Annotated in this window: 18 protein-coding genes and 1 pseudogene; 9 read left to right on the top strand and 10 right to left on the bottom strand. The window is 66.6% G+C overall.

The window, feature by feature from the left end; all coding sequences use genetic code 11:
* The 3 genes from AC5P67_RS17760 to AC5P67_RS17750 all read left to right on the top strand — a co-directional run.
* A partial coding sequence (locus AC5P67_RS17760) for an autotransporter outer membrane beta-barrel domain-containing protein (protein WP_495215027.1) occupies positions 1 to 274 on the top strand: 274 nt, incomplete at its 5' end.
* A 260-nt stretch (positions 275 to 534) separates the two neighbouring features.
* Positions 535 to 2,694, top strand: coding sequence for a TonB-dependent receptor plug domain-containing protein (locus AC5P67_RS17755; protein WP_044570396.1), 2,160 nt, complete (start codon positions 535 to 537; stop codon positions 2,692 to 2,694).
* Positions 2,684 to 3,232 (top strand): thioredoxin-like domain-containing protein, encoded by a 549-nt coding sequence (locus AC5P67_RS17750; RefSeq protein ID WP_049396543.1) that lies wholly within the window; start codon positions 2,684 to 2,686, stop codon positions 3,230 to 3,232. Before AC5P67_RS17755 ends, AC5P67_RS17750 begins: the two co-directional genes overlap by 11 nt.
* 40 nt (positions 3,233 to 3,272) lie before the next feature.
* On the opposite strand, the gene mntR is transcribed toward AC5P67_RS17750, so the two are convergent.
* Positions 3,273 to 3,743: a manganese-binding transcriptional regulator MntR gene (mntR, locus tag AC5P67_RS17745; RefSeq protein WP_005413716.1), complete on the bottom strand. Its 471-nt coding sequence runs from the start codon at positions 3,741 to 3,743 to the stop codon at positions 3,273 to 3,275.
* A gap of 117 nt (positions 3,744 to 3,860) precedes the next feature.
* Here mntR and AC5P67_RS17740 point away from each other — a divergent pair, with 117 nt between their 5' ends.
* Complete coding sequence (locus AC5P67_RS17740) at positions 3,861 to 5,192, top strand: Nramp family divalent metal transporter (RefSeq protein ID WP_043035263.1); 1,332 nt, start codon at positions 3,861 to 3,863, stop codon at positions 5,190 to 5,192.
* Positions 5,193 to 5,305: 113 nt separating this feature from the next.
* Here AC5P67_RS17740 and AC5P67_RS17735 read toward each other — a convergent pair whose 3' ends face one another.
* The 4 genes from AC5P67_RS17735 to AC5P67_RS17720 all read right to left on the bottom strand — a co-directional run bounded on the left by AC5P67_RS17735 (position 5,306) and on the right by AC5P67_RS17720 (position 9,648).
* Positions 5,306 to 5,632 carry a thioredoxin family protein gene (locus AC5P67_RS17735; protein WP_005409967.1) on the bottom strand — a complete coding sequence of 109 codons (327 nt, stop codon included), beginning with the start codon at positions 5,630 to 5,632 and terminating at the stop codon, positions 5,306 to 5,308.
* Positions 5,604 to 6,071, bottom strand: a complete 468-nt coding sequence (locus tag AC5P67_RS17730) for a flavodoxin (RefSeq protein WP_012480523.1) — start codon at positions 6,069 to 6,071, stop codon at positions 5,604 to 5,606. Before AC5P67_RS17730 ends, AC5P67_RS17735 begins: the two co-directional genes overlap by 29 nt.
* 25 nt (positions 6,072 to 6,096) lie before the next feature.
* Positions 6,097 to 7,137: a ribonucleotide-diphosphate reductase subunit beta gene (locus AC5P67_RS17725; RefSeq protein WP_024957408.1), complete on the bottom strand. Its 1,041-nt coding sequence runs from the start codon at positions 7,135 to 7,137 to the stop codon at positions 6,097 to 6,099.
* A gap of 147 nt (positions 7,138 to 7,284) precedes the next feature.
* A complete protein-coding gene (locus tag AC5P67_RS17720; protein WP_099527633.1) occupies positions 7,285 to 9,648 on the bottom strand; it encodes a ribonucleoside-diphosphate reductase subunit alpha in 2,364 nt (787 codons plus the stop codon).
* Between the two features lie 430 nt (positions 9,649 to 10,078).
* Between AC5P67_RS17720 and AC5P67_RS17715 the strand changes: the two genes are divergently transcribed.
* On the top strand, positions 10,079 to 11,056 hold the full coding sequence (locus AC5P67_RS17715; RefSeq protein ID WP_165710527.1) for a zinc-binding dehydrogenase: 978 nt from the start codon (positions 10,079 to 10,081) through the stop codon (positions 11,054 to 11,056).
* Positions 11,057 to 11,372: 316 nt separating this feature from the next.
* Positions 11,373 to 14,000, top strand: a complete 2,628-nt coding sequence (locus tag AC5P67_RS17710) for a TonB-dependent receptor (RefSeq protein WP_060380292.1) — start codon at positions 11,373 to 11,375, stop codon at positions 13,998 to 14,000.
* Between the two features lie 66 nt (positions 14,001 to 14,066).
* Here AC5P67_RS17710 and betT read toward each other — a convergent pair whose 3' ends face one another.
* A complete protein-coding gene (gene betT, locus AC5P67_RS17705) occupies positions 14,067 to 16,046 on the bottom strand; it encodes a choline BCCT transporter BetT (RefSeq protein WP_099561879.1) in 1,980 nt (659 codons plus the stop codon).
* A gap of 195 nt (positions 16,047 to 16,241) precedes the next feature.
* A complete protein-coding gene (locus AC5P67_RS17700) occupies positions 16,242 to 16,631 on the bottom strand; it encodes a VOC family protein (protein ID WP_005413725.1) in 390 nt (129 codons plus the stop codon).
* 150 nt (positions 16,632 to 16,781) lie between these two features.
* Between AC5P67_RS17700 and AC5P67_RS17695 the strand changes: the two genes are divergently transcribed.
* The 3 genes from AC5P67_RS17695 (at position 16,782) to AC5P67_RS17685 (ending at position 21,259) form a co-directional block, all read left to right on the top strand.
* Positions 16,782 to 17,300: a sigma-70 family RNA polymerase sigma factor gene (locus AC5P67_RS17695; protein WP_005409975.1), complete on the top strand. Its 519-nt coding sequence runs from the start codon at positions 16,782 to 16,784 to the stop codon at positions 17,298 to 17,300.
* The gene (locus tag AC5P67_RS17690; RefSeq protein ID WP_065183530.1) at positions 17,297 to 18,241 is read left to right on the top strand and encodes a FecR family protein; all 945 of its coding nucleotides are present in this window, start codon (positions 17,297 to 17,299) and stop codon (positions 18,239 to 18,241) included. The genes AC5P67_RS17695 and AC5P67_RS17690 overlap by 4 nt, the downstream gene beginning before the upstream one ends.
* Before the next feature lie 69 nt (positions 18,242 to 18,310).
* Entirely contained in the window at positions 18,311 to 21,259 is a 2,949-nt protein-coding gene (locus tag AC5P67_RS17685; protein WP_495215023.1) for a TonB-dependent receptor, read from the top strand.
* A gap of 140 nt (positions 21,260 to 21,399) precedes the next feature.
* Here AC5P67_RS17685 and AC5P67_RS17680 read toward each other — a convergent pair whose 3' ends face one another.
* From AC5P67_RS17680 to AC5P67_RS17670, 3 genes and pseudogenes are all read right to left on the bottom strand, one after another.
* Complete coding sequence (locus AC5P67_RS17680; RefSeq protein WP_005409978.1) at positions 21,400 to 21,723, bottom strand: DMT family transporter; 324 nt, start codon at positions 21,721 to 21,723, stop codon at positions 21,400 to 21,402.
* Positions 21,723 to 22,076, bottom strand: coding sequence for an SMR family transporter (locus tag AC5P67_RS17675; RefSeq protein WP_005409979.1), 354 nt, complete (start codon positions 22,074 to 22,076; stop codon positions 21,723 to 21,725). The genes AC5P67_RS17680 and AC5P67_RS17675 overlap by 1 nt, the downstream gene beginning before the upstream one ends.
* Positions 22,077 to 22,363: 287 nt before the next feature.
* A pseudogene (locus tag AC5P67_RS17670) lies at positions 22,364 to 23,485 on the bottom strand (amidohydrolase family protein); the annotation flags it as partial.
* Positions 23,486 to 23,585 lie beyond the last annotated feature (100 nt).

Raw genomic sequence — 23,585 nt, 5'->3', positions numbered from 1 at the left:
CGGCCTGCGCCTGTTTGGCCAGAGCACGCTGCAGGGCAACCGCGTGCAGCCGTTCCTGGCAGCGAACTGGCTGCGTGGCCAGCGCGATGAGGCCATGCGCTTCAACAGCGAGTCGTTGAGCGCGAAGACGCCGGAGAACCGCTACGAAGTGCAGGCCGGTGCCCAGCTGCAGCTGGGCCAGCGTTGGAGCGCATGGGGTGACCTGCGTGTGCAGCGCGGCGACAGCGGCTACCGCAACCATGGAGCCCAGGTGGGTCTGCGCGCCGCCTGGTAAGGCCAACGCCGCCCCGGGCCCAGGCCCGGGGCGGCGTTCCTCAACTCCCCTCGCACCCTGCCGGGAATGACATCCGGCAGGGTTCTGGCGCTTATTTGTAATGTTATAACATCGTCGTCCGCGATGTTCTGATCCCGCTTTCGGCTTCGTGATTGCACGGACTTATTTATATAGCCGTTGCTATATTTATAACCCTCTGCTTTCATATGCGTCAGCCAGGTCGCCCTCGCCGCCTTTCCTCTCCCAAGGACGACGCCTTCATGCCCGTTGCCACACCCCTCTTCCATCGGCTGCCCCTGGCCGCCGCCATCGCCCTGACCCTGCCGCTGCCCGCACTGGCCGCCACACCGAAGCCGACCGAGCTGGACCGCGTGCAGGTGAAAGTCAGCACCGCCACCCGCAGCGAACGCCTGCTGTCCGATGTCCCGATCCGCACCGAAGTGCTGCGCAAGGAAGACATCGCGTTGCGCGCGGCCACCGACTTCTCCCGTGCCGCCGAGCTGATCAACGGCCTGCGCGTGGAAAGCAACTGCCAGAACTGCAACACCAGCGAAGTACAGCTGCTGGGCCTGCCCGGTGCCTACAACCAGCTGCTGTTCGATGGCATCCCGCTGCTGTCCACGCTGGGCAGCGTGTACGGCCTGGAACAGATCCCGGCCGGGTTCGTCGACCGCATCGAAGTGGTCAAGGGCGGTGGCTCGGCGCTGTACGGCCCGGGTGCGGTTGCCGGTGTGATCAACCTGATTCCGCCGCTGCCGGCGCGCAGCGGTGGCCATGTGCAGGCCGGCGTGGATGTCCTGAAAGGCACGCCGCAGAAGAACGCCGACGTGCGGCTGGACCTGGTGGCCAAGGAAGCAGACGCCGGCCTGTCGGTGATTGCCCAGCGCAACTGGAACAGCGGCATCGACTACAACGGTGACGGCTACACCGAAATCACCCGCAAGAACCTCAAGGTCGGCGGGCTGCAGGCCTGGTACGCACCGACGCCGGGAACGCGGCTGCGCCTGGACCTGCAGGTGACCGATGAAACCCGGCGTGGCGGCAACCGCCTGGACCAGCCGGAATACCTGGCCAACATCGCCGAATCGCTGGATACGAAATACCGCCGCGGCAGCGTGTCGTGGGACCAGGAAATCAATGCCGACGTCGATTTCCGCCTGGCCTACGCCTTCGCCGACATTGACCGCGACAGCTTCTATGGCGGTCTGGGCGACGTAGTCACCGATCCGTCCGCGCCGGGCTATGACCCGTCGCAGCTGGACCCGAACGTGGCCGGCAGCGCGGCCTCGCGTTCGTGGCGCCAGTACGGCCGCACCCACAACCCGCTGCACTACATCGACAGCCAGTTGAACTGGCGGTTGGGTGCGCACGCGCTGGCCTTCGGCGTGCAGTACAAGCACGAGGCGCTGCGCGACGACAACCGCACCGGTGACGGCCAGCGTCTTGCGGTACTGGAGGATGCGACCTTCCACAACCTGGGCGCCTTCATCCAGGACGAGTGGAGCCTGCGCGACAACGTCGACCTGGTGTTGGGTGCACGCGTGGACAAGAGCTCGGAACTGGACAGCGCGGTGTTCTCGCCGCGCATCGCGCTGGCCTGGCAGGCCACGCCCAACCTGAAGTGGCGTGCCGGCATCGCCACCGGCTTCCGTGCTCCCGAGATCTTCGTCGAGGACGTGCATGTCGACACGCTGGGTGGCGAACAGGTGCGCGTGCGCAACACCGATGGCCTGAAGGAAGAGCGCGCGTTGACCACCCTGTTCGGCTTCGACTGGCGCTCGGACCCGGCCAATCCGGTGTGGAGCTGGGATGCCACTGCCTCCTATGCACGCATCCGCGACACCTTCGCGCTGGGCGAGATCCAGCGTGGCGATGACGGACAGCTGAGCCAGCTGCGCTACAACGCCTCCGGCTCCAACGTGCTGGGCGCGGAAACCAACCTCGGCTGGCAGCCGTCGCCGCAGTGGCGCCTGACCGCCGGTGCCTCGTGGTACCGCTCACGCTTCCGCGAACCGCAGCGCATCTTCGACGACACCGGCGATGGCGGCGACACCGTGATCGAAAGCCGCGACTACCTGAAGACCCCGCGCTGGACCGGCCTGGCCCAGCTCAGCTGGATGCCCGCCGAGCCGTGGGAAACCTTCGTCGCGCTGCGCCACACCGGCCCGATGGCGGTGCTGAACAACCGGCTGGGCGAGCTGCACCGTACGCGCTCGTTCCTGGTCACCGATCTTGGTGCGCGCTGGCACCGGCATCTGGGCGCGCAGGCGCAGCAGGAAGTGTCGGTAGCCGCAGGCGTCAAGAACGTGTTCGATCAGCGCCAGAAGGATCTGGAGATGGGCGCGCTGCGTGACAGCGACTATGTCTACGGGCCGCGTTTCGCGCGCTCGTGGTACGTCAACCTGCGCTATGCGTTCTGAAGCACTGCGAGCGCTGTTGCTGGCCTGTGCCGCGCTGCTGGCCGCACCGGCGGTGGCTGCGGACCTGCACGCACAGGTTTCGGCCTCGCTGATGCGGCCGGAACAGCGCTCGCTGCGACCGATGCAGTGGACGCCGCCGCCGAAACTGGTGGCGCTGTACTTCGGCGCCGACTGGTGTGCACCGTGCCATGCCTTCGTACCCACGCTGCGCAGCGTGCGCGACGCGTTGCGCGAGGCCGGCGCCGATACCGAAGTGGTGTACGTCAGCCTGGATGAGAGCGAGAGCGCACTGCGCCGCTACATGCATGCACAGGACATGCCGTGGCCGGTATTGGACCCGCGCCGCGCCGCGCGCATGCCGGCACTGCAGGCGTTGGCTGGGCTGGCACCGCCGAATCTGGTGCTGATCGATGCCGACGGCGCGGTGTTGGCCAATGGCTGGCAAGGCCGGCGCTATGAAGGCCTGCAGCCGGTGTTGAAGGAATGGACGAAACGGGCGTGCGCGCAGGAACAGGCACGCTGCCCGCCTGGATTGTAGGGTCGCGCGAAATGCCGCCGGGCATGGCCCGGCGCCACCGCTACGGCGCCCCGCCCTCGGCCTTGCGCACGAACGCTTCGAACAAGGCCAGCGTCTGCTCGCTCACATGGTGCTCGATGCCCTCGGCATCGCGCCGCGCGGTATCCGCGTCCACGCCCAGCGCCAGCAGGAATCGCTCCACGGTCTGGTGGCGCTGGCGGCTGGCATGTGCCAGCGCCTCGCCTTCCGGGGTCAGGAACACACCGCGGTACGGCCGCTGCACCACCCAGCCATCACGGGCCAGGCGCCGCAGCATCTTCGCCACGGTGGGCTGGGCCACGCCCAGGCGGGTGGCGATGTCGACCTGGCGGGCCTCGCCGCCGTCGGCCAGCAGGTCCGAGATCAGCTCGACATAGTCCTCCACCAGCTCCATCCGGTGCGCCTCGCGCACTTGCCGGAAGCTCTCGACCTGGCGCTCGGCCTCGATCAAGGGGGTGCTTTTCAGCGATGTCGAATCGTCGGTCTTGCCCACGCCTGCGCCTGTCCTTCCGGGGTGATCCGGTGTTGAACCTGAATTCTGGACCAGTAACGCGATAAAGACGATTGTTTCACATTGCTAATGACTATAGCAGGAGCTATATTCGGACCCATGAACACCCTGGCGCCCCGCGACCCTTCGGCCTCCACTGCGGCCAGCCTGGGTGCGCTCAACGCCTCGGTGGCGGTGCCCGACAAGGGTCACTGGTGGTTCCGCCTGCTGGCCTTCCTCGGCCCGGGCTACATGATCTCGGTCGGCTACATGGACCCGGGCAACTGGGCCACCGACCTCGCCGGCGGTTCGCGCTTCGGCTACCTGTTGTTGTCGGTCATCCTCATTTCCAACCTGATGGCGGTGATCCTGCAGGCGCTGTCTGCGCGGCTCGGTATCGCCACCGGCATGGACCTGGCCCAGGCCTGCCGCGCGCGTTACCCGAAGCCGGTGAACCTGGCGCTGTGGGCGCTGTGCGAGGCGGCGATCATCGCCTGCGACCTGGCCGAAGTGATCGGCACCGCGATCGCATTGAAGCTGCTGTTCGACCTGCCGCTGCTGTGGGGCGCGGTGATCACCGCCCTGGACACGCTGCTGGTGCTGCTGCTGATGAACCGCGGCTTCCGGGCGCTGGAAGCCTTCGTGATCGCGCTGCTGATGGTGATCTTCGGCTGCTTCATGGTGCAGATCGCGCTGGCCGCACCGCCGGTGATGGACGTGCTGGGCGGCTTCATTCCGCGCGCGCAGGTAGTGACCGATCCGCACGCGCTGTACATCGCGATCGGCATCATTGGTGCCACGGTGATGCCGCACAACCTGTACCTGCATTCGTCGATCGTGCAGACCCGTGCCTACCCGCGCACCGATGAGGGCCGTCGCAGCGCGCTGCGCTGGGCGGTGACCGACAGCACCCTTGCGCTGACCCTGGCACTGTTCATCAACGCCAGCATCCTGATCCTGGCGGCGGCGGTGTTCCATGCCAATGGCCGATTTGATGTGGAAGACATCGAACAAGCCCACCAGCTGCTGGCGCCGATGCTGGGGGTGGGCGCGGCGGCGACGTTGTTCGCAGTGGCCCTGCTGGCGTCGGGCCTGAATTCGACAGTAACCGCCACGCTGGCCGGCCAGATCGTGATGGAAGGTTTCCTGCACCTGCGCCTGCCGCCGTGGCTGCGGCGGCTGATCACGCGCGCACTGGCAATCATTCCGGTGGTGGTGGTGATCATGCTGTTCGGCGACCAGGGCGCGGTAAAGCTGCTGGTGCTGAGCCAGGTGGTGCTGTCGATGCAGCTGCCGTTCGCGATCATCCCACTGGTGCGGATCGTAACCGACAAGATGACGATGGGCGCGTTGGTCGCACCGCGCTTGCTGGGTGCGATTGCCTGGGTGATCGCGCTGGTGATCGTGGTATTGAACGTGAAGCTGCTGGTGGATACCTTCAGCGGCGGGTGATGCCAGATCCAGGGGTTGGACCCAGTAGATCCACGCCATGCGTGGATGCCTTTACACGATGCGGGGTCAGAGCCCTTGCCTCTGGCAAGGGATCCGACCCCACCATCTCCACGCTACAGATGCAACGCGATCGCGGCCTCGATCTGTTGCGGCGACTGGAATCCGGCCAGGCGCGTACGTTCGTCACCGTCACGGAACAGCGACAGCGTCGGCGTCTGCCGCAGCCCCAGCTCCCTGAAGAACGCCTCACCCAGCACTTCCAGCTGCACGCGCAGCAGGGTCGTGCCCTGCCCCGCCACGCTGTTGGCCACCCGGTGCAACGACATCTCCAGCATCCGGCACCCCGGGCACTGGTCCTTGTGGAAATCCACCAGCACCCGCGGGTGTTCGGCCAGCAGCTGCTGGAACTGCTCAGGCGTGGTGGCGTCGATGATCTGCATCGGTGTTGCTCCAATAGTGGGCCAGGACCGCGTCGGTCCAGGCCTCGATGGCCCCGGCATGGCGTTGGCCATGCGGCATCTGTTCGATTTCCAGCGGCGGGTAGTCGCTGCGGAAGTAGCGGATCAGGCGGTGCACGGCGCCGCAGTAGTACTCCTGCCCCCACTGCGTTTCGCCGGTGCCGAACACCGCCAGCTGCCGCGGCCGCTCGCCGCGTTCGGCAATACCTGCCACCCACGCCTTCATCTCCGACGGCGTGCGGCCGGCGTTGTCAGTCCAGCAGCCCAGCAGCACCAGGTCGGCCTCGTCGGCCGCCAGTGGCGGCGCCTGGCGCAGGTCGTCCGCCTCCTGCCAGTGCACCGCATGGCCGGCGGCGCGGCAACGCTCGGCAATCTGCCGGCCGAGTTCGCGGGTGTTGCCGCTCAACGAGGCGACCACCACCAGGATGCTCAGCGCGGCGCTGGGCTCAGAGGTCGTCGAAGCCGTTGTCGACGTTGGTCTTCTTGTAACTTGCATTGCGCATCTCGAAGAAGTCGGTCTTGGTTTCGGTGAAGTTGTCGGCGTAGGCCTTGATCCACGGCATCACGTTGTCGGTGGTGTCGCTGTACAGGCGCTCGATGCCGAGCATGCCGGCCATCTTGTTGGCACGGTACTTCACGTAACGCACCATTTCGTCCACGTCGATGCCGTCGATGCCATCCAGCACCTCCGACGACCACTGCGTCTCCAGCTCGATGGCATGCTCGAACGACTGGTGCACATAGGCGGTCAACTCGTTGGTCTGCAGCTCCGGGTTCTCGCCGATGATGGCGCGGATCAACTCGCTGATGAACTTGGTGTGCGCCAGCTCGTCGCGGTTGATGAAGCTGATGATCTTGCCGGTGCCGTTCATGCGGTTCTGCCGCACCATGTTGTAGAAGTACGCAAAGCCGGAATAGAAGTTGATGCCTTCCAGGATCGAGGACTGGATCAGCGACTTCAGCAGGGTCTCGGCGGTCTTCTCGCGCATGAAGTCGTCATACGCGCCCATGATCGGTGCGTTGCGCTTGATGATGGTCGGGTGGGTGCGGGCGATCTCGAAGATGCGGTTCTGGTTCGGCAGGTCGGTGATCGAGGCCAGCACGTAGCTGTAGCTCTCGTTGTGGATCACTTCCTGCTGCCCGATGATCGCCGCATTGGCGTGCGCGGCCGGGTCGGTGATGTACTCGGCCACGTTGTAGATGAAGCGGGTCTGCGGTGAATCCAGCGTGGCGAGCAGACCGATGATCGAGTCGTAGGCGTTCTTCTCGCGCGCGTTGAGCTCGCCGTACTGGCGGGCATCCAGCTTCATGTCGACCTCGTCGGGAATCCAGAAGTTGGTCGACAGCTCCTTGTAGGCCCGATAGAACGACGGGTACGGGATGTCGTTCCAGTTGAGGATGCCGCTGGTGCGGCCGTTGATGATGCCGGTGCTGCGGTTGGGATGGCGCGGTTCGAGGATCTTGATGCGGTCGAGGGGGGTTGCCATGGTTTTCTGCCTTCGTTCTCTTTCTATCGTGTTGCCGGCCAGCGGCCGGCACTACCGAAGATCGCGGGGTTGCCGGCCAGCGGCCGGCACTACCGAAGATCGCGGGGTTGCCGGCCAGCGGCCGGCGCTACCGTGGGTCGCCGGTGATCAGCTGGAGCACCATTCGCATTCGCTGATGTCGATGTCGTTGGAGCGCACGTAGTAGGTGGTCTTCAGGCCTTCGCGCCAGGCGCTCAGGTGCAGCTCCAGCAGCGTGCTTGCACGGATGGTGCTGGGCACGTACAGGTTGAAGCTGATCGACTGGTCGACATGGCGCTGGCGGCGCGCGTTCTGGCGCACGCTGGCGAACTGGTCGACCTTGTAGGCACCCTTCTCGTAGTACGGCCAGGTTTCCAGCGACAGGCCCGGCGCCGCCACCGGCCGCCGGAAGTCCTTCTTTTCCTCGTAGTAGAACGCGCTGTAGATCGGGTCGATGGAGGCGGTGGAACCGGCAATCTGCGCCGTGCTCATGTTCGGCGCCACCGCCAGCAGCCAACCGTTGCGCAGGCCGTGCGTGGCCACTTCGCGGGCCAGGCTGTCCCACGCGGCGCCACTGTAGTCGCGATCACGGAAGTAACGCCCGTTGTGCCAGTCGCTGCCCGCGAACATCGGGTAGCTGCCCTTCTCCTTCGCCAGTTGCGCGCTGGCCTGGATGGTCAGGAAGTTGATGCGTTCGTAGAGGCGGTCGGCCAATTCTTCGGCATCCGGTGATTCCCACTGGATTGCCTGCTGCGCCAGCAGGTGGTGCCAACCGAACGTGCCCAGGCCGATGGCGCGGTACTTGCGGTTGGTGATCGTGGCCTGCGGCACCGGCAGCGCATTGAGATCGATCACGTTGTCGAGCATGCGCACCTGGATCGGGATCAGGCGCTCCAGCACGTCGGTGGCCAGCAGGTCATCCGGCGCACTGATCGCCCGGCCGAGGTTGATCGAGGACAGGTTGCAGACCACGAAGTCACCGGCGCGGCGTGTGGTGACGATCTGGTCGCCGCTGACGATCTCCTGGATCATCCGCGTCGGGCTCATGTTCTGCAGGATCTCGGTGCACAGGTTGCTGGAATAGATCATGCCCGCGTGCTTGTTCGGGTTCCGGCGGTTGACCTCGTCGCGGTAGAACAGGAACGGGTTGCCGGTCTCCAGCTGGCTGAGCATGATCCGCTTGAACAGATCGATGGCCTTCACCGTGCGGCGGCTGATGCGCTCGTCGGCCACCAGTTCGGCGTAGCGGTGGCGGAAGCTGCCCGCGCCGCGCTTCTCGTCGTAGAAGTCCTGCAGGTACCAGCCCTTGGCCTGCTTCACCTCGTGCGGGTCGAACAGGTACCAGTCGGCGCGGCGCTCCACCGCTTCCATGAACAGGTCGGGCACGCACACCGAGGTGAACACATCGTGCGCGCGCAGGCGCTGGTCGCCGTTGTTGAGGCGCAGGTCCATGAAGGCTTCGATATCGCGGTGCCAGATGTCCAGGTAAACCGCCACCGCGCCCTTGCGCTGGCCAAGCTGATCAACCGACACCGCGGTGTTGTTGAGCTGCTTGATCCACGGCACGACGCCGCCGGACGAATTGGCCACGCCGCGGATCGGTGCGCCGCTGCTGCGCACATAGCCCAGGTAGGCGCCAACGCCGCCGCCATGCTTGGACACGCGGGCGATATCGGTGTTGGAGTCATAGATGCCCTGCAGGCTGTCGTCCACCGTGTCGATGAAGCAGCTGGACAGTTGCCCCCCCACCTTGCCGGCATTGGCCAGGGTCGGTGTGGCCACGGTCATGTACAGGTTGGACAGCGCCCAGTACGCCTCGCCGACCAGCTGCATGCGCCGCTCACGCGGCTTTTCCTCCTGCATGAGGTACAGCGCGATGGTCAGCCAACGCTCCTGTGGCAGCTCGTAGACCTCGCGGCTGCGGTCGCTGGCCAGATAGCGCGTGGCCAGCAGGTACAGGCCGTTGTAGGCGAACAGGCGGTCGCGTTCCGGATCGATCATCTCGCCGGCCTGCTGCAGCTCTTCCTTCGAATAGCAGCGCAGGATGTCATTGCTGTAGATGCCGCGGTCAGCCAGGCTTTCCTGCAGACCCACGTAGGAGCCGTACTTCAGGCCGACGTCATAGAAACGGTTGCGGCTGGCGCGCTTGTACAGGCGGCGCAGGTAGATGCGCGCGGCAAACTGTTCCCACTCGGGTGCAACCAGGTCCACCCGCGACTCGGCCTCGCGGATCAGCAGATCGACCAGGTCATCGGCGCTGATGCTCGGTTTGCGTTCGACCATCGACTGCACCACGCGGCGATAGTCGCTCACGTCCAGCTGCGGGAACTCGGCATGCACGGCGTCGATGCTGCGCTGCAGGCGCTCGGCCTCGAACGGCAGGCGGCGGTTGCCGGCCTCCTTGGTGATCCAGGTCGGCACACGCTCGCCACCGGCGCGCAAGGCGTCGCCAGCGCCGGCCAGATCGGCCACGCGGAAAGTACTGTCGGTCATGGTGGTGAAACTCCAGGCTCGCGCGCGCGTTGGCGGTCGATGCCATGGCGGCCCTGAACGCGATACCGGCGCACGGGGCGAACGGGTGGATTGCCAGGGCACGGGAACGTAGGTCGTCGGCATCTGCCTGCGCCTGCGGCCGGTATCCGGGCCGTGGGGGCGACCTGCGTCCGCACGATGGCGGCCGCGTCGACACGGCAAGCCTCAGGGGCGGGCCGCGGGACGTTTGCTGCATGTCCGGCGGCGGCGGCTGACCGGGAGTGACGGCCACAACATAGTGGGGATATCCGAACTCGTCAACACAAGATGCGGTAATCAATACATGTCGCGACGATCAGTCGCAGGATGCCGTGTTGCACGTGCGGCGCCTTGTCGACAGCGCCTGCGTCCCCAGTTCGGTACAACATCAACTTTCCCCGGAACACCGCCCATGCGCGCTGCCCAGTACCCCTCCTTCGGCGATCCGGCCGACGTCCTTGCCATTGCCGATGCGCCGCTGCCCGAGCCCGGCCCCGGCGAGGTGCGCATCCGCACCGTGCTGGCCTCGATCCACAACCACGACCTGCTGACCGTGCGCGGCCTGTACGGCTACAAACCGACCCTGCCGGCGATCGGTGGCAGTGAAGCACTGGGCGTGATCGATGCACTCGGCGATGGCGTCGACGGCCTGCAGGTCGGCCAGCGGGTGGCCGCTGCCTCGGTGCACGGCACCTGGGCCGAAGCGTTCATTGCGCCGGCACGCATGGTGATTCCGATGCCGGAGGCGATCCCGGACGAAATGGCCGCGCAGCTGATTGCCATGCCGCTGAGCGCGCTGATGCTGCTGGAGTTCCTGCACGTCGAGCCGGGCCAGTGGATCGTGCAGAACACCGCCAACGGCGCGGTGGGCAAGTCGCTGGCGATGCTGGCGCGGGCGCGTGGCGTGCTTGTGGCCAACCTGGTGCGCAATGCCGATGCAGTCGCGCAGTTGCAGGCGCTGGGCATCGATCATGTATTCGACACCTCGGTGGACGGCTGGAAGGACCGCGTGCGTGAGGCGACCGGCGAAGCACAGGCCGCGGCCGCGGTGGATTCCATCGGCGGCGACGCCAGCGGTGACCTGGTCGACCTGCTCGGCCACCACGGCACGCTGGTGTCGTTCGGTGTGATGAGCGGCGAACCCATGCGCATTCCCGCCGGCGGCCTGATCTACAAGGAAGCCACGGTGAAGGGGTTCTGGGGCAGCAAGGTCAGCCAGGCGATGGCGGTTGAGGACAAGCGCCGGCTGGTTGGCGAGCTGCTGAAGCGTGCGGCGCAGGGGGAATTGACCCTGCCGGTGGAGCAGATCTTCGCGCTGGATGATATCGCCGAGGCAGTGAAGGCTGGCGCTGGGTCGGGACGCAATGGCAAGGTGCTGCTGCGGCCGTGATGCGGCAGCAGACGGCGCTGTCCCGGTAATGGCGCTGCCCCGGTAGAGTCGACTGTCAGTCGACTCTCGCGCGTAGCGCGGGGGGATGAGGCTTCTTTCCACAGGGAAAGGGCTGTGAACCTGCAGGGTGTGCGGACCAACGGTCCGCACCCACCAAAGATCGGTGCCGCACCCACCGAGTGGGTCTGCTCCAACGGAGGCACCGACTTTCGTTAAGAACCTGTGATGTATAACTGAATGCGCTTTCGTCATTGGAAGGCGCATGTGCCTGCGTGCGGTACTGACGGCTCCTCCCCCGTTCGGCGTTGTCGCTTCCATGTACCGCACCACCCTGAACCTGCTTGCCGGCGCGATCGCGCTGGGCCTCACCGCCGGCGCTGCCGGCGCCGCTGAATCCGCCGATACTGGCAAGGACAGCACCACCCTCGGCGCCGTGCTGGTGACCGGCTCCAACATCAAGCGCAGCGATACCGCCGGGCCGAATCCGGTGCAGATCGTCAGCCGCGAACAGATCGAGCAGACCGGCCGCTCCACCCTCACCGACGTGCTGCGCAACCTGTCGGCCAATGCCGGCAACAGCTTCGACGAGCAGTACACCGGCAGTTTCGCCGCCGGCTCGGCCTCGATCGGCCTGCGTGGCCTGTCGCCGAAGAACACACTGGTGCTGGTCAACGGCTATCGTGTGTCCAACTTCGGCTTTGCGCTCAACACCCAGGACACCTTCGTCGACCTCAACGCGCTGCCGATCAGCGCAGTGGAACGCATCGAAGTGTTGAAGGATGGCGCCTCGGCGGTGTACGGTTCCGATGCCATCGCCGGCGTCATCAACATCATCCTGCGAAAGAACTTCCAGGGCGTGGAAGTCGGCGGCGGCTTCGGTACCGCCACCCAAGGCGGCCTGAACGAGCGTAAGGTCAACCTGCTGGCTGGCTTCGGTGACCTCGAACAGCAGGGCTGGAACGTGCTGTTCGGGCTGGACCTGCTCAAGCGTGATCGCCTCGACGCCGACCAGCGTGCCTACACCCGCAGCGGCGATTTCCGCGACAAGCCCGGCGGTCGCCTGGCCGGTTGGTCCACCGCCGGTGGCAACTGGCTGTCCAACCCGCGCGCACCGCAACCGTTCGCCAACTGCCCGGATGGCAGCCAGCTGCGCCCGTACAGCGATTTCGGCAGCACCCTGCCCGGCCAGGCCTGCGCCTTCAACGCGCAGCCGTTCAAGACCCTGCAGCCCGGCGCCGAGCGCCTGCAGGCGTCGTTGAGCGCGACCTACCGCTTCAACGACAGCGTCGAGGCGTTCGCCGATGTCCTGTACAGCCACAACAAGGCCGACCAGATCTTCAGCGCGCCGCTGACCGTCGGCCCGGGCCTGCGCGCGTACAACCCGGCCACCGGCACCCTGATCGACGTGCCGGCGGTGCTGCCGGTCGGCCACCCGAACAATCCGGGCAGCACGCCACTGCCGTTCGAGTACACCTTCTTCGACCTCGGCCCGCGCCTGAAGGACAACACGCAGGTGTTCTACCGCGCCTTGGCCGGCGTGCGTGGCAGCGGCGAGCGATGGGACTGGGAAGTGGCGGCGCTGACCTCGCAAAGCTCGCAGCGCGAATACGTCGACAACTTCGTCAACCGCTACGCGTTCGAGCAGATCCTGCGCGATGGCAACTACAACTTCCTCAACCCGTCCAGCACGCCGGGGGCGCTGGATGCACTGCGCCTGCAGACCAAGCGTCCGGGCTGGTACAAGCTGCATTCGTTGAACGTGAAGGCCTCGACCTCGCTGTGGGAGCTACCGGCCGGTGCGGTCGGCTTCGCCTGGGGTGCCGAGTTCCGCAAGGAATCACTGGACGCGCGCACCAGTGCGCAGGTGCTGTCGGGCACCGAGCTGCGCCCGGCCATCAACGTGGTCAACGGCGAGCGCCAGGTCAGCGCCGCCTACGCCGAACTGAGCGTGCCGCTGCACCGCACGCTGGAGCTGCAGGTGGCCGGTCGTGGCGACCACTATGACGACTTCGGCAACGCGTTCTCGCCGAAGGTGGCGCTGCGCTGGCAGCCGCTGGACAGCTTGCTGCTGCGTGGTTCGTTCTCGCGTGGCTTCCGCGCGCCTTCGCTGCCGGAGATCGCGCCGGGCCAGACCGTCAGCTATGGCTCGGTGATCGATCCGCTGGATCCGTTGCAGCCCGGTGGCAGCCGTGGCGTGACCAACATCCGCACCGGCAATCCGGACCTGAAGGCCGAACGCTCGCGCAACTTCAACGTGGGCGCGGTGTGGTCGCCCGATGGCGATACCAGCATCGGCCTGGACTGGTACCGCATCGAGCAGGACAACCTGGTCAAGCCGGACAGCGCGCAGTTCATCGTCGACAACCCGACGCTGTTCCCCGGCCGCGTGCAGCGTGATGCACAGGGACGCATCCAGTTCATCACCAACCAGTATGCCAACCAGGGCGAACTGACCACCTCGGGCCTGGACCTGGAAGCCAACCGCACCTTCCGCACCGAAGGCTGGGGCAACTTCACCGTGGCCGGCAGCTGGACCCATCTGCTCAGCTTCAAGCAGCCGCTGGTGGCCGGTCAGGCACCGTATGAAGGGGCCGGCAACAACCGCCACGGCGCACTGCCGCGCACCCGCGGCACTACGTCGCTGAACTGGGCAGTGGGCGACTGGAGCAGCACGCTGAGCCTGCAGTACGTGAGCGGCTATGACCAGCGCGTGGCGACAGCGACCAGCAACCCCGGCCTGCGTGATCGCATCAAGCCGTATCACCAGCTGGACCTGTACGTGGCGTACGAAGGGATTCCCAACACCACGCTGTCGCTGTCGGTGCTGAACCTGACCGACAAGGACCCGCCGTTCGACCCGGCCGGTGGCTCCAATGGTTTCGACATCAGCCAGTACAACCTGCGCGGGCAGTTCGTTTCGCTGGGGGCGCGCTACCGGTTCTGATGCGCCAACGGGGCGGCGGTGATGGGCCGCCCCGTTCGCGTTGCCGGCCAGCGGCCGGCACTACCATCACCGGCTCAGGTGCAGGAACTGCAGGTGCCGTTCGTACTGGCTGATGATGTCGTTGATGATCTGCTTGCGGCTGTAGCCCACCAGGTCGTAGTCCTGGCTGCCTTCGAACAGATGCACTTCAGCGCGGTAGTAGCGCTGGTTGCGCAGCTGCTGGGCGGCGAACGACGGGGTCAGGTAGCCGCTCAGGATCACTCGGTACAGGAAGTCCTGCTGCTCGCCGTGATTGACCGTCAGCTCCATGTCGCCGGCCTCGAAGCGGGTGGATACATCCCAACCCTGCCCGCGCAGCTGTTCGGCCACCGCTTCCATCGCCGGCTTCACCGTATCGTCCATGAAGCGGTAGACCTGGTCGCGCACCGGGAAGTGCATGGCCTGGCTCAGGCGCTGACGCCAGCCCTGGTGATGGCGATCGTCGCCGATCAGCGGCGAGGGCCGGTACTGCAGCGCGCGCTTGCGGTGCGACTCGTCACTGAAGGCGCGGGTCAGCCCCCACATCATCAGCAGCAGCACCGCCGAGAACGGCAGCGACGCCAGCACCACCGCAGATTTGAGCGCATCGATGCTCCCAGCCAGCAGCAGCCCGGCGGTCAGTACGGCGATCACCGTGCCCCAGAACACACGCAGCCAACGCGGACCATCATCCTCCGGTGCACCGCCATGCGAGGACAGCGTGGACAACACCACCGCCCCCGAGTCGGCCGAGGTCACAAAGAAAATGAAGCTGACCAGCACCGTCACCGCGATCACCGTGCGGCTCCACGGGTAGCCATCCAACAACGCGTAGAGCACCGTCGGTGGATCATCCACCGCCAGCTGTGCCAACTGCTGCTGGCCGTGGTGCAGGACCTGGTCCAGCGCGCTGTTGCCGAAGATCGACAGCCAGGCCAGGGTGAAGCCCAGCGGGATCAGCAGCACGCCGAACACGAATTCGCGGATGGTGCGGCCACGTGAGATGCGCGCGATGAACAGGCCGACGAACGGCGCCCAGCCGATCCACCACGCCCAGTAGAACACCGTCCAGCCGCCCAGCCATTCGGGGCGGCCGCCGTAGGCATACACATCAAAACTCTTGCCGACCACGCTGCCCAGGTAGTCGCCCAGGTTCTGCATCAGCGTGCTGAACAGGTACTGCGTCGGCCCGGCAAACAGCATGAACAGCACCAGCGCGATCGCCAGCAGCATGTTGATGTTGGCCATCCAGCGCACGCCCTTCTCCACGCCGGAGACGGCCACGGCCACCGCCGCGCCCATCATGCTGACCACCAGGATGATCTGCACCAGGTTGGAATGCGGGATGTTGAACAGGTGCGCAAGACCGGCATTCAGGTGCAGCACCCCGAAGCCCATGTCGGCACCAATGCCGAACACGGTGGCGACGATGCCCAGCGCGTCTACGGTGTAGCCGATCGGCCCGTTGATACGCTTGCCGATCAGCGGGTACAGCGCCGAGCGCAGGGCCAGCGGCAGGTTGTGGCGGTAGGCGAAGTAGGCCATCGCCATCGCCGCCAGCGCGAACACACCCCAGCCGTGCAGGCCCCAGTGCAGGAACAGCAGCTGCATGGCCTGGCGCGCGCCGGCCTCGCCCGCGGCCGGATCGCCCTGCGGCGGCTGCAGGTAGTGGGTCAGCGGTTCGGAAACGCAGAAGAAGAACAGGGTGATGCTGATGCCGGCAGCGAACAGCATGCCGGCCCAGGAAAGGTAGCTGAACTCCGGCTCGTCATGGTCGGCGCCGAGCTTGATGCCACCGTACTTGGACAGCGCCACGCCGACCACGAACACCAGGTAGAGGGTCATCGCCAGCAGGTAATACCAGCCGACATTGAGTGCGGCCCAGTCCTGTGCCTTCAGCAGAAGGCGGCCCGCACCAAGCGGGAACAGGCTGACGAACAGCGCGAACGCCACGACAACGATCGCCGCGAAGGCGAACACAGGCCGAAGGGTGCGCACCGGGGATTGTTGCGGCTCCAGTACATCCATGGGGCGGCGTTCTCCGGTAGATCAAAGGGTTAGCCGGTCGATTCTGGCTGAACCGCAGTGGACAGAGCATGAAGTTGCGGCCTGTGGTCACAGGCCCGGCCCGCCATTCCGTGTTATCACGCGCGCGCCGAAGCGTACCTGCGAGCGCAGCCGCGCGCGGACCGCGTGCATCGCGGCCACGCGCGTACTGTCCAATCACGACATCACATGCACCACATGCACCGCGCACAGCTTGTTGCCGTCCGGGTCGCGCAGGTAGGCCAGGAACAGCTGGCGCCCGGCCATGCTGCGGATGCCAGCCGGGTCTTCGATGGCCGTACCGCCATGGGCCACGCCAGCATCCTGCCAACCGCGCACGGCCTCGGCACTGTCGAGGGTGAAACCAATGGTGCCGCCGTTGGCATGGCATGCAGGCTGCCCATCGATGGGCGCGGTGACGCCGAACATCCGCCCATCCTTGAAGTACAGCAGCCGACCCTTTTCGTCGAACACACCCGGACGTGCCCCCATCGCGGCGAACAGGGCATCGTAGAAGCGGCGCGCGGCATCCATGTCGTTCGTTCCTACGGTGATGTGGCTGAACATGCGGGCACTCCTTGTGGAAAGCCGCAGTGTCGGCGAGCACGCCGGGCATCGCAAATCCGGCGATCTCTCCTGCTGCGGCATGCGCAGGATTTGTCGTGCGCCGCCCGATCGCCCTATAATAGGAATCATTCTCATTAATGACCCGTGCCGATGGCCGTGCCCGCCGCCTCCAGCACCGCGCTGGCGGGGTTCTACCGCGAACACCATGGCTGGCTGCTGGGCTGGCTGCGCCGCCGCACCCACAACGCCGACTGCGCCGCCGACCTGACCCAGGACACCTTCCTGCGCCTGCTCAGCCGGCGCGTCGATCCGTCCGAACTGCGCCTGCCGCGCGCCTATCTCAGCACCATCGCGCACGCGCTGCTGGTCAACCACTGGCAGCGCGCGGACCTGGAGCGCGCCTATCTGACCGCGCTGGCCGCACAACCGGAGCCGGTGCATCCCTCTGCGGAGGAGCGTACGCAGGCGCTGCAGCTGCTGCATGCCATCGCTGACATGCTGTCCGGCCTGGCCGAGCGGCCACGGCGTGCCTTCCTGCTGGCCCGGCTGTCCGGACTGGGCTATGCGGAGATCGGCCAACAGCTGGGCGTGTCCGAGCGCATGGTCAAGAAGTACATGGCGCAGGCGATGCTGCATTGCCTGCGCCTGTCCGGCGACGCGGCGGCATGAGCGCGGCAGTGGCCGGCCCGGCGCTGGAGCAGGCGGCAGAGTGGTTCGCGCTGCGCCAACAGGGCTGGAGCGACGACGACCAGCAACACTGGCGTGCGTGGCTGCAGGCCGACGCCGGTCACGCCGACGCCTGGCGCCGGGTCGAGGCGGTCTGGCAGTCGTTCGCCCCGCTGTCGGCACCGGCGGCAGCAACGGCGCTCGATGCCGCCGGCCATCGCCGCCGCCGCGCGCTTCGCAGTCTCGGCGGCGCACTCGGCATCGGTGCGGTCTCGCTTCTCGGCCTGCACGGGCTGCAGGCGCAGCGCCACCTGCAGACGCAACGCACCGCTGCCGGGCGCACCGGTCATTGGACGCTGGCCGATGGCAGCCAGTTGTGGCTCAACGCCGGCAGCGAAGTGACCGTCGACATCGGCAACGGCAACCGCGCCCTGCATCTGCTGCGCGGCGAACTGCTGCTGCAGACCGGCCACCACCCCGCATTCGTCGGCCTGCCCCTGGCCGTGCATGTACCCGGCGCGCGCCTGCAGCCGATCGGAACCCGCTTCGCGGTCGGCCGCGAAGCGCAGCACAGCCGGTTGGACGTGTTCGAGGGCGTGGTGCGGTGCCTGCCGATGTTCGGCGCGGCGCTGGATGTGCCTGCGGGAAGTGCGCTGCAGATCGGACCGATGGGGGGGCTCACAACGGTCGCTGCCGATCCTCTGCGCGGCGACTGGCAGGACGGACGCCTGCAGGTGCAGGACACGCAACTGATCCGGGTGATCGACGAACTGGCCCGTCACCATCGGGGCTATCTGGGCTGCGATCCGGCACTGTCCGCATTGAATGTCACCGCGGTATTGCCGCGCCTGGACAGCCTGCAGGCCCTGAAACTGCTGGCGCGCGCCCTGCCGATCCGCATCGAGCAGCGCTGGCCATGGTGGACCGTTGTGCGTCCGCGTTGAAATCGCGGTTCCCTTTCTGCGCGCTCGGCGGGCACTACAAGGGAACCCATTGCGGATGTCGCCGCCCCCATGAAACTACCCTGCCCTTCCCCTCGCCCGCTTGCCATCGCGCTGTGCCTGGCCCTGGCCACGCCGTGCCTGTTGCCGGCCGCCGCCCACGCACAGGATGCTGCCGCCGCCGTTCGCTGGCAGATCCCGGCCGGTCCGCTCGACCAGGCCTTGACCGCGTTCGGTCAGCAGTCCGGCCTGTCCATCGCTGCCGATGCGCGCCTGACCCGCGGCCGGCACAGCGGTGGCGTGCAGGCCTCGCTCAACACCGAGGCCGCGCTGGCACAGCTGCTCACCGGCACCGGCCTTTCGTTCCAGCGTGATGCCAGCGGCGTGGTGCTGCAGGCCGCCCCGGCCACCGACGCCGGCGTACGCCAGATCGGCACGCTGCGTGTGACCGGCCAGGCCAGCGAAGGCGCTTCGCCGTGGGGGCTTGCCGATGCCGATGCTGTCTACCGTGACAGCGGCTCGCGCGTGCACCTGGACCACCAGCAGCTGGAACGCTTCCGCGGCCAGTCGATCGGCGATGTGCTGGCCGGTGCGGTGGGCGTGCACACCGCTGACGTTCGCAACGGCGGCGCGCTGGACGTCAACATCCGCGGCCTGCAGGGCCAGAACCGGGTGCCGGTGATCATCGACGGCGGCCAGCAGGCCATCGACGTGTACCGCGGCTATGCCGGCGTGCAGCAGCGCAGCTACCTGGACCCGGACCTGATCAGCGCGATCAGCATCGAAAAGGGACCGAGCCTGGCCGCCAATGCCGCCAGCGCGATCGGTGGCGTGGTCTACATGGAAACGCTGAAGGCCGAGGACATACTCGATGACGGCCAGGCCTGGGGACTGCGCGTGCGCGGCGGCGTGGCCGACAACAGCATCGACCGCACCCGCACCTTCAAGCAGATCGCGCGCGGCAGCGACAACCACAACAGCCTGCGCGACCCGCGCGACTGGAACGGCAGCGTGGCCTTCGCCCAGCGCGGCGAAGACTGGCAGCTTGTCGCAGCCTACGCACGGCGCCGCCAGGGCAACTACTTCGCCGGCAGCAACGGCGCCCACCGCTACGACGACCAGCACCTGTCCAGCGGCGGTACCGGCATGTCCAGCCAGGCCGTTTCCAAGCTGTACCACCCGGGCGATGAAGTCCTGAATACCCACACTGACAACGAATCGGCGTTGCTGAAGTTCACGTGGACGCCCAACCCGGACCAGCGCCTGGAGCTGAGCCACCGCTTCTTCAACTCCAGCTTCGGCGAAATCATGCCGTCGGCGATCGGCCGCGTGGGTGAGTCCAACGAATGGGTGACCTACGTGGACAAGGCCAACACCATGTACCAGTTCGAGCCCGGGAAGATGCGGGTCAACGCCACTTCGCTGCGCCATCGTTACCGCCCCGAGGCGCACCCGTGGCTGGACCTGAACAGCACGCTGTGGTTCACCACGGCCACCAGCCGCATGTTCAACAGCAATATCGCCAACACGCCGCTGTTCAAGGACGTGCCCAACGACCAGATGCCCGACACGCTGGGCGAGACCTACGGCCCTGGGCTGCAGTCGGACGTGAAGACCCGGCGTTGGGGCCTGGACAGCAGCAACACCACGCGTTTCAGCAATGATCTGGGCGACTGGACGCTGCGCTATGGCGCGTCCTTCCAGCATGAAGACACCGCACCCAACTCGCCGGTACTGCCGGTGGACTACAACAACAACCGTTACCTGCGATCGGGCACGCGCCGCGAGGCCAGCGTGGTGGCGTCGTTGCAATGGCAGCCGTGGGACTGGCTGTCGCTGACCGCAGGCGGCCGCTTCATCGACTACCGCACCCGCGACCGCAATCGCGTGGCCTTCGTCAGCGAATCGCGCGACCTGCGCTATACCTTCGCGCGCCTGAGCAAGGGGGGCCAGCTGCTGCCGGGCTGGTACAAGGAGTGGTACCCGGATGCACAGGGCAACTACACGTATGACTCGCTGCGCGCTACGCCCTACGGCGGCAGCACGCTGGGCCAGAGCTACGACTTCGATGGCTTCATTCCCGACCCGCGCGGCGCCAACGGTTTCTACATCAAGCAGATTCCCACCGCATGGGGCTACAAGCCGGCGATCCGCCGTTCCGGCCACGGCTTCGCGCCGTACGCAGAGGCCCGCTTCAGCCTCGATCAGGATATGTTCTTCTACGTGAAGTACGCGCAGGGCTGGAAGATGCCCAGTCTGTTCGAATCGACGCTGGGCAACAGCACCTCGGCACCGGTGGCCGACCTGAAGCCGGAGAAGAACCGTTCCTGGGACATCGGCTTCAGCCTGCTCAAGCAGGACCTGTGGCGCGATGGCGACCGCCTGGCGTTCAAGGTGGCCTGGTTCAAGAACGATATCGACAACGCGATCACCCGTCGCTTCGACTCCAGCAACTGGGCGTTCTATGTCGACAACGTGGACAACTACACGGTATCCGGCTACGAGCTGCAGTCCGGCTATGACGCCGGCATCGCCTACCTGGACCTGTCGGCCAGCTACTACCAGCGCGCGCGCACCTGCGACGCGGCCACCGCCAAGCGCCTGCGCGAAGACCCCTATGCGAAGTGGAGCAAGCTGGACACCACGCCGGATTGCGTGGATGGCGGCTTCGGTACCTCGTTTGTCAACGCACAGAATCCGCCGAAGTACTCGATCCACAGCACGCTGGGCTTCCGCCTGTTCGACAAGCGGCTGGATACCGGCATCCGCCGCACCTACAACAGCGGCCCCACCCACGAACTGGACAAGCCCTGGAATACCACCGGCTCGACCGGGTTGCAGAACATCTACCTGCCCACCGCGATCTACGACTTCTATGCGCGCTGGCAGTTCACCCCGAAGGCCGAAGTGGAACTGGTGGTCAGCAACCTGCGCAACACCTACTACATGGACACGCTGGCGATGAGCCTGATGCCGGGCCCGGGCCGCACCACGCGACTGAACTTCACCGCACGGTTCTAACTGCTGCAGAAACAGCGACGCGCCGGAGGGGTCCTCCGGGGCGCTTGCCTGCGGCGGCTCACGCTCTGGCAGGTGCCAACCTGGGTTGGCACAGCGCTTCCGCACCGGTAGATGCCAGCCTTGGTTGGCACGGCGACGCGTTACTTCGCGGTACTCAGCAGCAGTACCGCGACGGTCACCAATGCGATGCCGACCCAACCGATCGGACGCAGGCGATTGCCGAACAGCAGGCGGCCGCAGGTGGCGGTACCGATCACGCCGATTGCCCCCCACATCGCATAGGCGGTGGCCAGGTCCATGTAACGCACGGCCTGGCCCAGCAGGGCAAAGGCAATCCAGACCATGACGATGGCTCCAACGCCCCAGCGCCAGCGGCGGAAGCCCTCCGACTTGGCCACCATCATGTTGGCGGCGACGTCGATCAGCGCCGAACAGATCACGAAAAACAGGGCCAGGGTATTCATCAGTGCGCCTCCCCGAGAGTGACGCAGACGATGCCGACCACCGCCAGCACCAGGCCGGCCAGCTGCTGCAGCGACAGGCTTTCACCGAAGACGGTGAGGCCGACCACGGTCAGCAGGGTCAGGCCCAGTCCTTCCCATACCGCGTAGGCCACGCCCACCGCGATGCGGCGCACCGACTGCGCCAGGAAGAAGTAGGACAGCGCCAGCGCGCCGGCCATGACCAGATAGCCGGTCCAGCCGCCATCGCGGGCGGCGTGGGCCATGAACGAGGTGCCGACCACTTCGGCGACGATCGCCACGGTCAGGCAGGCCCAGGCGACCAGCGCGCCACGGGCGGGAACAGTACGGGACATGTGAAGCTCCTTGCAGGGCGGGGACCACGCCGCCTCATCAATGGATCCACGCCGAGCGTGGAGGGTCCGGAACGCCCCGCAGACAGGGGCGACGGCGGCCAGTATCATCGCCTTTTACGGTGGAATCAAAATGGATTCCATCGACAGGAGCGATGGATATATGCCCTACTCCCCTGAATCCCTGCAGGCCTTCGTGGAAGCCGCGGCGCGGCGGCATGTTCAGGGCGGAAATCCAGCAGCACAAGGCTCTGCGGCCCGCGTTGCAGGTCCAGAGCGGAGGCGGCCGCCGGCATCAGCGGCGCGCCGGCCGGGCCGTGGTCGGCACGCACGGCCACGAACGTCGCCGGCCGGCCTTCGGCAATACCATGCTGCGGCAGGCCGATCGCCTGCGCGGCGTGGGTGGTGACCATGTCCAGCGCCAGCATCAGGTCGGCATCGGTGTAGAAGCCGGACCGGTAGCCCAGCAACATCGCCCGCTGCAGCAGGTCGCCGTTACCGTACGGCCACCAGCAGTCGCGGATGTTGTCGTTGCCTGCGAACACGCGCACACCGGCATCATGCAGCGCGCGCAGCGGCGGGAAAGGATGATCGCCCGGCGCGTTGCTCATGATCGCCACACCCGCCGTGGCCAGTGCTTCGCCCACCTGCAGCGCGCGCGCCAGCGGCACGTCGCCCAGCGAATAGGCATGGCTGACCGCAACCCGCCCCTGCAGGCCGGCGGCCCGCGTCCGCGCCGCGATGCGCAGCAGCTGGGCCAGGCCGGTTTCGCCGGGCTCGTGCAGATGGATGTCCAGCTGCACGCCGTAACGCTCGGCCAGGCCGAACAGCAGCGCCAGCTGGCCTTCGGCATCACCATCGAGCGTGGTCGGGTCGATGCCGCCGAGCACCTCCACGCCCGCGGCAAGCGCCTGCTCCAGTACGGCGGCGGTGCCGGGACAGGACATCACCCCGGCCTGCGGAAACGCCACCAGCTGGATCCGCATGATGTCGGCGCAGCGCAGTGCCGCCTCGCGCACCGCTTCGAGATGGCCGAGACCGGTGCTGCCGTCGATATCGACATGGCAGCGCATCGCCACCGTACCGAAAGCACTGCATTGGCGGATCAGCGCCTCGGCACGGTCCACCATCGGTGCCGCACCCGCCACCGCCGCCTTCTCCACCGCCAGCCGCTCACGCAGGCTGTTCACCGGCTGGTGCGGGTGCCAACGGTCGCCGACGAAGCTCTTGTCGAGGTGAATGTGGCCGTCGACCAGCCCGGGCAGCACCGCGAAGCCCTGCAGGTCGACGCATTCCGCCGCGTCGGCCGGCGCCGCCTCGCCATTGAGCCCGCTGATGCGGCCATCACGGATATGGAAATGCAGTGGCGCACCGTCGCGGTCGACACCGCCATGGACGAACTGGAGGGTCATCGGGAACTCCCGGAATGCCAAGAATGGCGCCATCGTGCGCCTCGCCGCAGCCATCGGCCAACGAAATATCTGGATGGCACGCATTCACCAGAACGATGAC

Source organism: Stenotrophomonas sp. YJH_SMC_21 (assembly GCF_059369555.1).
The sequence above is the reverse complement of the archived record's forward strand: the minus strand, read 5'-3'. Positions and strand labels throughout refer to the sequence as shown.